Source organism: Dellaglioa sp. CoH-57-MRSF-20 (genome assembly GCF_056781955.1).
In genome coordinates this window covers 174,038-184,787 of sequence record NZ_JBXAXV010000004.1, presented here as the reverse complement: position 1 = coordinate 184,787, position 10,750 = coordinate 174,038, and the positions used below count along the sequence as shown (strand labels likewise).

At 33.6% G+C, this 10,750-nt stretch carries 9 protein-coding genes; 7 read left to right on the top strand and 2 right to left on the bottom strand.

The window, feature by feature from the left end; all coding sequences use genetic code 11:
- Positions 1–96: 96 nt before the first annotated feature.
- A complete protein-coding gene (locus AC1RPN_RS06045) occupies positions 97–423 on the bottom strand; it encodes a heavy metal-binding domain-containing protein (protein ID WP_409022267.1) in 327 nt (108 codons plus the stop codon).
- 73 nt (positions 424–496) lie between these two features.
- Positions 497–1,234 carry a peptidylprolyl isomerase gene (locus AC1RPN_RS06040; protein ID WP_481761937.1) on the bottom strand — a complete coding sequence of 246 codons (738 nt, stop codon included), beginning with the start codon at positions 1,232–1,234 and terminating at the stop codon, positions 497–499.
- Between the two features lie 398 nt (positions 1,235–1,632).
- Here AC1RPN_RS06040 and AC1RPN_RS06035 point away from each other — a divergent pair, with 398 nt between their 5' ends.
- The 7 genes from AC1RPN_RS06035 to dltB all read left to right on the top strand — a co-directional run bounded on the left by AC1RPN_RS06035 (position 1,633) and on the right by dltB (position 10,738).
- Entirely contained in the window at positions 1,633–3,879 is a 2,247-nt protein-coding gene (locus tag AC1RPN_RS06035) for a transglycosylase domain-containing protein (protein WP_481761936.1), read from the top strand.
- A 2-nt stretch (positions 3,880–3,881) separates the two neighbouring features.
- Positions 3,882–5,303, top strand: coding sequence for a hypothetical protein (locus tag AC1RPN_RS06030; protein WP_481761935.1), 1,422 nt, complete (start codon positions 3,882–3,884; stop codon positions 5,301–5,303).
- A 159-nt stretch (positions 5,304–5,462) separates the two neighbouring features.
- Positions 5,463–6,188 carry a response regulator transcription factor gene (locus tag AC1RPN_RS06025; protein WP_481761934.1) on the top strand — a complete coding sequence of 242 codons (726 nt, stop codon included), beginning with the start codon at positions 5,463–5,465 and terminating at the stop codon, positions 6,186–6,188.
- A complete protein-coding gene (locus AC1RPN_RS06020) occupies positions 6,188–7,633 on the top strand; it encodes a sensor histidine kinase (RefSeq protein WP_481761933.1) in 1,446 nt (481 codons plus the stop codon). The genes AC1RPN_RS06025 and AC1RPN_RS06020 overlap by 1 nt, the downstream gene beginning before the upstream one ends.
- 215 nt (positions 7,634–7,848) lie before the next feature.
- Positions 7,849–7,998: a teichoic acid D-Ala incorporation-associated protein DltX gene (locus AC1RPN_RS06015; RefSeq protein ID WP_409022273.1), complete on the top strand. Its 150-nt coding sequence runs from the start codon at positions 7,849–7,851 to the stop codon at positions 7,996–7,998.
- A 14-nt stretch (positions 7,999–8,012) separates the two neighbouring features.
- A complete protein-coding gene (gene dltA, locus AC1RPN_RS06010) occupies positions 8,013–9,542 on the top strand; it encodes a D-alanine--poly(phosphoribitol) ligase subunit DltA (protein WP_481761931.1) in 1,530 nt (509 codons plus the stop codon).
- Positions 9,542–10,738, top strand: a complete 1,197-nt coding sequence (gene dltB / locus AC1RPN_RS06005; RefSeq protein WP_481761930.1) for a D-alanyl-lipoteichoic acid biosynthesis protein DltB — start codon at positions 9,542–9,544, stop codon at positions 10,736–10,738. Before dltA ends, dltB begins: the two co-directional genes overlap by 1 nt.
- Positions 10,739–10,750 lie beyond the last annotated feature (12 nt).

Here is a 10,750-nt window from a genome sequence, read left to right as displayed (position 1 = left end):
AATACTGGGATAAAGCCATTTAGAAACATATTAAATTTTATATTATTTCATCCGTCAACTTGACAGGGCCTAGTACATTGTTGAAACTTTTTTTCATTATTTAATGTATCGAACTGCGGTACCATATGCGGCAACTGATTGCATATCTTGACCAATTGAACCGGAATCAAAACGCATCATAACAACTGCATCAGCACCCATGCTTACTGCATTGTCGCGTAAACGATCAATAGCAGTATCTCTTGATTCAGCCATCATTTCTGTGTAGGCCTTAATTTCGCCACCGACAATATTTTTAAGACTGGCACCAATGTTTTTGATAACATTTTTAGATTGTGTTGTAAGGCCAAAAACTTCCCCAATTACTTCATATTCTCTACCCGGAATACTTTCCGTTGTAACGACTAGAATTTTATCTGACATCTATAAAACCTCCCTTTATTAGTATCTTCATAGTAACATAGTTACTTTATAAGAGACTGCAGATTTGAACTGATTATTTTGTCTCTTGGAGGACTTTAATTGTTTTAACTTTAACATTAGTTGTAGGTTTATCACTTGAATTAACTGCAACTGCGGCAATTTTATCAACAACATCCATCCCTTTGATAACTTGACCAAAGACAGTATAAGTACCATCAAGTGAAGGTGTGCCACCATTTTTGTATGCATCAATAATTTTTGACGGTGTGCCATCTTTAATATCAGCACTGGTACTTACATCTTGGTTATTTTGAACAATGTAGAATTGACTACCAATTGAATCAGGTTCTGACGTTTGTGCCATCGCTAAAGCACCACGGATGTGGTAAAGGTTACTTGAAATTTCAGCACCGAATGTATGACCATAAATACTTTCGCCACCAGTACCATCCCCTTTAGGATCGCCACCTTGAATCATAAATTCGTTAATAACACGATGGAAGAGGGTATTATTATAGTACCCTTTTTTACTATGAGTAATAAAATTCTTCACAGCTTTTGGTGCATATTCCGGGAATAATTTGATTTTGATATTTCCCTTTGTTGTCTGAATATCTACGACAGCTTCTTTTTTTGTTACTTTTGAACTAAGTTGTGGTAGTTCAACGTTTGACGCTACACTTGATGAAGAAGTAGTAGTTTCCGTATCATTTGTTGTTTCTGCATTTTGATGGTAGAAGAAGAACCCAATTCCCCCAAGAATAATGATAATAATTACTGCAATTAAACCAATCATTTTTTTGTTTTTCATATTAACCCCAAACTTTCTTTATTTAATTACTCTAGTTTAACGTACGAGGTAGAAGTTATACAAGTCTTAACTTAAACATCCAGTTTAGCGCTTGTATATAGTCATTATGATTGTTATATTTAACATATATAAATGGGGATGACTCACGGTTAAATGAGGATTTAATACTTATATGAACGTTATCAATTGTGAACGATATAAAAATTTACATAGTTAGAGGATTACAATACAATTATCGAAATGGATTAGTCAGATTTTGTATTGTTAAGAAAAGTAGTAGGGGGTTACGTTTTGTTAGTTGGTAATAAATTGGGAAATTTAGATTTATACATAGAAAAAATAATAAATAATGTCATGGCAAGAGATGTGACTCGTGTCACAGAATCGGGGATGGCATAATGGTAAAACAAAATAAGAAAGATAAAGAAAGATGGCGTCATCGGCATCCGTGGATTTTTAGAGTTATTGCAATATTTGGTGTTTTATTTTTATTAGGAGTTACGACGATAAGTATTTATATTGCGACAGTTATTAAGTCCGTGCCAACAGTTACAAGTCAGGAATTAATATCTGATGCCAGTTCAAATATGTATGATAAAGATGGCCAGTTAATTTGGTCTTCAGCGCTGAATAAACGAGTTTATGTTAAGTCAAAAGACATTCCTGAAACATATAGTAATCTGTTATTAGCAACAGAAGATCAAACATTTTACAAAGACGCGGGATTTTCGCCCTCCGGCTTATTTAATGCGGGACTTTCTTCCATTAAATCAGCTGTAGGTAAAGGGTCAGCTCGAGGTGGATCAAGTATTGAGCAACAGTTAATTAAATTAACTGTTTTTTCAACGAGTAATAAAGATCGGACTGTAGACCGGAAAATAAAAGAATTTTTCTTAGCGCAACAGTTATACCATAATTATAGTAAGAAACAGATTTTAGAGTTTTATGTTAATAAAATGAGTCTAGGCGAAGGATCATATGGGGCACAGACCATTTCAGAAACGTATTTTGGTAAAACTTTAAAACAATTGAGTATTAGTCAACAGGCAATTATAGCTGGATTGGGCCAAGCCCCTTCTACCTATAATTTATATTCAAACCCTAAAGCCGTTCAAACACGCCGAAATATAATATTAAAAACAGGGCTTGAGAATAAGGTAATTACAAAGAAACAATATAAAATTGCTGTCGCAGAATCAGTGACAAAAGATTTACAGAAACGCCATTGGATGGAAAATTCTGTTACAAAAAAAATTCTTGAAAATAATGCTTATGTTACTTCTGCCTTAGAACAAGTTAGCGATAAAGGGTACGATTTAGCTAAAACTCCATTACAAATTACAACAGCGCTTGATTCAAAGCAAAATGCGACTGTTAAAAAATTAGCTGATAATAAAAAATATTATCAAAATTCAGCAGAACAATCTGCAATTACAATTACAGATCCTAAAACGGGGAATATTGTTGCTCAATATGGTGGACGTCATCAAAAAACTGCCTTCAGTTATAATCGGGCAATTTCTACGCAGCGTTCGTCAGGATCAGGAATTAAGCCACTATTAGATTATGGCCCTGCTATTGAATACTTTGGGTGGGCAACCACACATGCCTTAGATGGCACTTCATATACTTATCCGGGAACTAATCTTGTTGCTCAGAATTTTGATAAAGTGAGTTATAAATCAATAACGATGCAAAACGCATTACGAGTTTCGGCTAATACACCAGCAATTAGAACGTTAAATACTGTTGGGAGTGCGAAGGCTAGCCAATTTTTAGCACAAGTAGGGATGGCTCAAAATAATGCACCTGCGGGGTCGCAGGCTATTGGACTCGATGTTTCTACCGAACAAATGGCGACAGCATATGGCACCGTTTCAAATGGCGGAACCTATCATGCGGCTCGTTACGTCACAAGTCTAAAATTTTCAGATAATAGTGTTAAAAAATATGAGGTAAATAGTAAACGTGCTATGAAGGCCTCAACAGCATTTATGCTAACGTCAATGATGGAAGGCGTACCTAATGCCGGTGGGACAGCGCCTTCTGCAAGAATTGATAATGTTCATCAGGCAATGAAGACAGGGACCGTCGGTTATTCTGCTTCATCGGGATTTCCAGCGAATGCAAATATGGATGTCTGGATGAATGGGTTCACTAAATCAACTTCTATTTCGATGTGGTTAGGGTATGATGAACCAATGAAAAAAGGACATTATATTACTGATGCTGCATCTGCAATGACAAATGTTAATTTATATCGTGACCTAATGGTACATTTTTCAAAAGAAAAGAATGCTGATAATAGTGAGTGGACAAAACCATCAACTGTTATACAATTGTCAGGAACTGGTCTTGCAGCTCAATATGAACCTAACGATAAAGTAGTAACGTTAGGCGTTAAAGAGCCAGAAAAAATTGATGTAAAAAAAGCTAAAATATATAAAACGTATTTGTCTAAAAAGATTGCTGAGGACACGTTAAAAATAAAATTAGAGGATCCTTCATATCACAAGAAACCTGAAGCATATAAAATTGGTTCATGGGAGCAGTCAACTCAGAAAAAATTAAATAATGTTCAGAAAAAATTAGACAAGGCTAATGATGGCATTAAGGCGGCTAAAGAGACGTTAGAGGGTGAATAAAAATGGAACCGAGATCAAGAGGGACAAAGCAAACAGGAAAAAAAACTGTTAACCGAGAAAATAAAGCAGATTTTAAACCAGAACAAGCTAGTCATAAATCGATACGACAATTTTTAAAGTGGGCGTATCGTATTTTGTTGTTTATTGCGGTTAGCTTGAGTATTTGGAGCGTCTATACGGTTATCAATCGGTATCAAATTAGTCTTGATTGGTCCAAAAATGATAATTCAAAATTAACAATGGCAAATCAAACGCCAGACTCACTCTACGACTCTAATGTTAAGTCTAAAGAAGCAAAACAAAAGTTTAATGAAATTTATGCAGATAGTTACAACATTAAAACAGAGGAGTTAACGACTAAAGCAACTTCAAGTGAAATGAAAAAATTAGATGATACATTATCAAATATTTCTAAGAATTCACGTGCTGATTACCAGACAAAATATGATAATTTATTAAAAAAAGTGAAAGTGAATTCATTATACCAAGATGTATTTGTTAAGGATGATGAACAAACAGTTAAAGTAAATGTGACCCCTGGAACGATTCAAAAATTGAATAATGAACAATTTGGGTACATTAATCAGTTATTGATTAATTCTTCAAATAAAGATCAATTTGCCAATCGAATTTATACACTACAAAAAAATTTGGCAAAAGATGCAATAGCAATAAACGGTGTAATGTCCATTGCCATGAAGACAGCCACGTATGACCCTTTGTCAGGTAATGTAGAAATCTTGAAAAAAAGTACAAGTCAGCAAATAGATGACTATACGAATGCTGTCAGTAAATTACACTATTCATGGAATAATCTTGCCTTTTTAAATCAAATTGAAGAAGTGATAGCTAAAGATTTAGCCACACAGACAGAGCAGTATCAGGTATTTGATGATTATAAAAAAGATCTTTCAGATAAGAAACAAGCCGATAAAAAGTTGGTTTCACTTGAAGAAACTTTATCTCATGCATTAAAAAAACAGGCTGAAGATAAGAAACAAGCTGAAATTTATATAAAAGTTCCTAAATTTGGATCTCAATCGGAAGCGCAAAAGTGGGCCAACAAAAACCATATAGAAATTGTATTTGTACAGAAATGGTCTGGGAAAAACATGATATTATCGGAGCCGAGTGAAGGAAACTTACTTAAGCGAACAGATAAATTAAAGGTAATTATCCAACACCAAAGTTATAAGGGAACTTCAGCAAATAAAATTTACTCGGGAGCAAGTAAAAAGTCATCCAGCGCATCAAGCCAGGAGGCAAAGGCAAGTTCTGTAGAAGAATCAAGTTCAACGGATGAAACAAGCTCTAGTTTAGAAGCCGACGCGTCATCAGATACAGCCGTAAGCAGTTCAGAATCAAGTGCTATTAGTAGTAGTACAAGCCAGGTAAGCAGTTCATCAGCTACTAAAATACAGTAAAAGTAGTTACAATACATTAAAATTGATGGTATTAAAATATATTACGAAAAAAAACTAAAAATATTCATATTATTTAGTTATACTAATGGAATATAAGACCGCTCAAAGTAGCAGATAAGATTATGATTTTCATTAAATTGGAAATGAAAGAGGAATAATATGAAATTATTGATGGTAGAGGATAATAAGGCAGTTTCTGAAATGATGTCGATGTTTTTTCAAAAAGAAAAATGGGACGTTCAGTACGCTTATGATGGTAATGATGCTGTTGCTATGTTTAATGAAGATCCGGATAGTTGGGATATGATTACGCTTGATTTGAATTTGCCTGGTATGGATGGCATGCAAGTCAGTTCTACGATTCGAAAAGTTTCAGCTAATGTCCCCATTATTATTTTAACGGCACGCGATACCGAAAGTGATCAAGTTCTTGGATTAGAAATGGGCGCAGATGATTATGTAACAAAGCCTTTTAGCCCAATAACATTGATTGCTAGAATTAAGGCCCTTCACCGCCGGGCAGAAAAACCAAGTGTTGGAACTGACGATGAAACAGAAAATGAAAGTACTAGTTTTGATATTGTCACAACTCACTTTAAATTAAGTACAGCTCGTCGAGAAGCATACTTACAAGACGTTTTAATTCATGATTTAACACCAAAAGAATTTGATTTGTTGAAAACGTTGGCCAATAAACCAAAACAAGTCTTTTCAAGAGAAAAACTATTGGAATTAGTTTGGGATTATGAATTTTTTGGTGATGAACGAACAGTTGATGCACATATTAAAAAATTACGTCAAAAAATTGAAAAAGTGGGTCCACAAGTTATTCAAACGGTGTGGGGTGTCGGTTATAAATTTGATGACTCAGGAGCTGGTTACTAATGAAGCTACTTTATCAGCAAATGTTAGCATTCTTCGCGGTTATTATTACATTGGTCATTGTATTTGGCGCTTTATTTTTAAATTTCACGAGTGATATGGTCTATAAAAATACATGGACACAATTGGAAGGTTACTCGGATAGTTTAATGTCAGAATCAATGGTTTTAAAAACAACCGATTCAAAAACGCAATTTAATTTAAACTTAAATAATTTAAGAAATGCAGAATTAATTTTAAAAACGCAAAATGTTCGATTTACTATTTATACTAAAAAATCTAAAATTATCTATCCTGATAATGCGGTACAGGACAATATTACAAGTGAGCAGTGGAAAAAATTGGAAAATGGTGAAGTTGTTCACCGTACACCGCATATTAATAGACAATTAAAAACAGATATGAAAGCAATTAATATGACCGATATTTTGAAACCTTATTTTTATAATGGTAAATTATATGCGGTTATATCGGTTGGAGCCAATGTTTCTAATATTCAATCCAATATGAGTCAAATGACTCAGAATTTGGTTATTGCGTTTATTGTCTCTGTTATCGCTGGAATTATTTTGAGTTATCTTTTAGCGAGATACTCTGTTTCTAGAATTAATCGATTGAGACGTGCAACTCGAATGGTTGCTGATGGTAATTTTGATGTGCATATCGAAAGTAGACATCGAGATGAAATAGATGATTTGGCACAAGATTTTGATGGCATGGTTTCTTCATTGAAAGAATCAGAGAAAGAAATAAAACGTCAAGAAGAACGTCGTAGACAATTTATGGCTGACGCTGCACACGAAATGCGTACACCGTTGACAACTATTAACGGACTACTTGAAGGGCTAGCATACGATGCAATTCCAGAAGAGAGCAAAGGGAAGAGCATTGAACTAATGCAAAGTGAAACTAAGCGATTAATCCGATTAGTCAATGAAAATTTAGACTATGAAAAAATTAGGACAAATCAAATTACGCTAGCACCAAGTAATTTTGATGCGGTTATTGTTTTGAATAACATCGTTGAACAACTAACAAAAAAAGCAATAGAAGCCGACGATAAGATTGAATTAAGTGTTCCTAAAAACTTAATGGTTTTTGCGGATTACGATCGATTTGTGCAAGTTATTTTTAACATTACGCAAAACGCCATTCAATTCACTCAATCAGGAACGATTCATATTTCAGCTGAACGTGGTTACCATGAAAGTATCTTTAGGATTACTGATACAGGTATTGGCATGACAAAAGACCAGCTAGAAAATATTTGGGAACGTTACTACAAGGCAGATCCATCTCGTAAGAGTACTAAGTACGGAGAATCAGGATTGGGATTATCAATTGTTCATCAATTAATGCAACTTCATAACGGAAAAGTTGAAGTGATGAGTACTGAAGGAAAAGGGACAACGTTTACATTGACGTTTCCAAATCAAGAAAATGAATAAATAGTTAAAAAATTATTAAAGAATGATTTCTATATACAAATAGAAATCGTTCTTTTTTGTGATATAGATGTAATTCTGTTACACTAAAAAGCGGTTAATAAGATTATTAACTAAGTTTAATATTACAAAATTGTTAGGTTAGTATGACATAGATGAATGCTAAACGGGGGAAAAAAAGTGTATACTATATTCATTCTAAGGGGGATGTGATAAATATGAGCCAAAAATGGCATGATTTAAAAGAAAATGAAGTTTTTATGTTTATCGTTCGAACTGCCTTTTATTTTATTGTATTGGCGATGCTAGTTTACCTGTATTCATTTAAAGGTATAAGTAATGGTACGTTTATCTATAATGAATTTTAAAGGAGAGCAAAGACATGATAAAAAATGTAATTAATCAAATTGATATGATCGCAATGTCCGATCCCAATCGCATTGTTTACAATGATTTGGGTGAGACAAATACTTATCAACAGTTAAAAGAAAAATCTGATGCATTAGCATTGCATTTGATTGAATTAAATTTAGATAATAAACGTCCAATTATGATATATGGAAATCAAAAATTTAATATGCTAGTGGCTTTTTTAGGAAGCGTTAAAGCAGGGCACGCATATATTCCAATTGATTCGCACTCACCAGCTGAGCGTTTAGAGTCAATTCAAGAAGTTGCGAAACCAGTCGCTTGTATAGCTGTAGCAGAATTACCTGAAGTTAAACTCGATGTACCTGTAATTTTATCAACTGAATTAACAGAAATTATTGAGAATAATCAAGGGGTAGAAGTTCCTGATCCTAGTTTCCAAGTAACTGGTAAAGATAACTTCTATATTATCTTTACATCTGGTACGACTGGACAGCCAAAAGGGGTTCAAATTAGTCATGATAACTTGATAAGTTACGTGAACTGGATGATAGAAGATTTCTCTCTACCAGAACATCCCAATAGTCTATCTCAGGCACCATACTCATTTGATTTATCAGTAATGGACTTGTATCCTACATTAACTATGGGTGGTAAGTTATCTGTTTTACCTCAAGAAGTGACGGATAATTTCAAAGTTCTTTTCCAAACGTTACCTACTCTGGACTTACAAGTTTGGGTTTCAACACCATCATTTATTGATATTTGTTTATTAGAACCAACGTTTGATGATAAACATTTACCAGATCTTAGTCGATTCTTATTTTGTGGTGAAGAATTAACTCACAAAACAGCTGCAGCATTGAAGCAAAGATTCCCAATGGCTAAGATATTTAATACGTATGGTCCTACGGAAGCAACAGTTGCGGTTTCGAGTGTTGAGATTACTGATGCTATTTTAGAACAATACCCACGATTACCAATTGGTTATGCCAAATCAGATACAAAGATGGTTGTAGTTAATCCAGAAAATGAACTAGTACCAAATGGTGATGAAGGTGAATTAATTATTGCTGGACCTAGTGTCTCAAAAGGTTATCTTAACAATCCTGAAAAAACGGCCAGTGCTTTTTTTGAAATGGATGGCGTAGCTGCCTATCGAACTGGTGATGCAGCAATCATAAATTCTGAAGGGATGTTGTTATATCGTGGACGAATTGATTTCCAGGTTAAACTACATGGTTACCGAATTGAATTAGAAGAAGTTGACCATCATGTGTCATCGCATCCATTTGTAAAACAAGCAATCACTATTCCAAAATATAATAAGGATCATAAAGTGGTTCAATTAATTGCGTATGTTGTTCAAAATGATAATCCAGTTGAACGAGACTCAGAATTAACAGTTGAAATTAAAAAATACTTGTTAGATACAATGATGTCATATATGATTCCACAGAAGTTTGTTTATGTTGATGTTTTACCATTAACGCAAAATGGTAAAATTGATCGGAAAACACTAATAAATGAGGTGAATGCTTAATGGTATCATTCCAACCTTATGTCAATCCGATGTACTTTCTATATCTTATTGTTGTTTTAATTCCAATTATTGTTGGTTTGCTTAATGGTAAAAGATTTAGATTGTATGAAACGTTAATTTCATTACTCTTTATTTTCTTAATATTTGGCGGTCCAAAACTTCACGAAGGCTTTAATTTACTTATTTATATAATTTTTGAAGTCTTACTTATCGGTTTATACATGAATTATCGTAGTAAGTATAATCAAACGTGGGTTTTTATTATGGCTGTCCTTTTAGCGATAGCACCATTATCCATCGTAAAAATAACACCAGCCATTAATAATGGTATACCATCAATTATTGGCTTTTTAGGAATTAGTTATTTAACGTTTAAAGCGGTTCAAATGATTATGGAATCGCGAGATGGTAGTATTAAGAAATTTGATTTGATGCTAACCTTACAATTTTTATTGTTTTTCCCAACTATCTCATCGGGACCAATCGATCGTTACAGACGGTTTGTTAAAGATTATCAAAATGTCCCAAGTCGAGAAAAATATTTAGAAATGTTACAAAAGGGTGTATTTTACATTTTCTTAGGTTTCTTATATAAATTTTTACTAGCATACCTATTTGGTACGATGCTGTTACCTCACGTCGCACGTATTGCATTACTAGACGGTGGTATATCGTGGGCCTTAGTTGGTTACATGTACACGTACAGTATGGATTTATTTTTTGATTTTGCTGGTTATAGTTTATTCGCAGTTGGTATCAGTTACTTTATGGGAATTGAAACACCTCCTAACTTTAATAGACCTTTCATCGCACACAATATTAAAGACTTTTGGAATCGTTGGCACATGACACTTTCATTCTGGTTCCGTGATTTTGTTTATATGAGATTAGTCTTTTTTATGATGAAACATAAATTAATTAAAAGTCGAATAACAACAGCTATTGTTGGTTATTTTGGATTATTCTTACTCATGGGATTTTGGCACGGGGTTACTTGGTATTACATTGCCTATGGCCTATTCCATGCGATAGCTATCGTCATTAATGATGCATGGCTCAGATTTAAAAAGAAACATAAAACCAGTATTCCAAGTAATAAATTTACAGAAATTTTTGCAATCTTTATTACGTTTAACATCGTTTGCTTAAGTTTCTTAATCTTTTCAGGATTTTTGGACAAACTATATTTTTCATAAAATAGATAATTA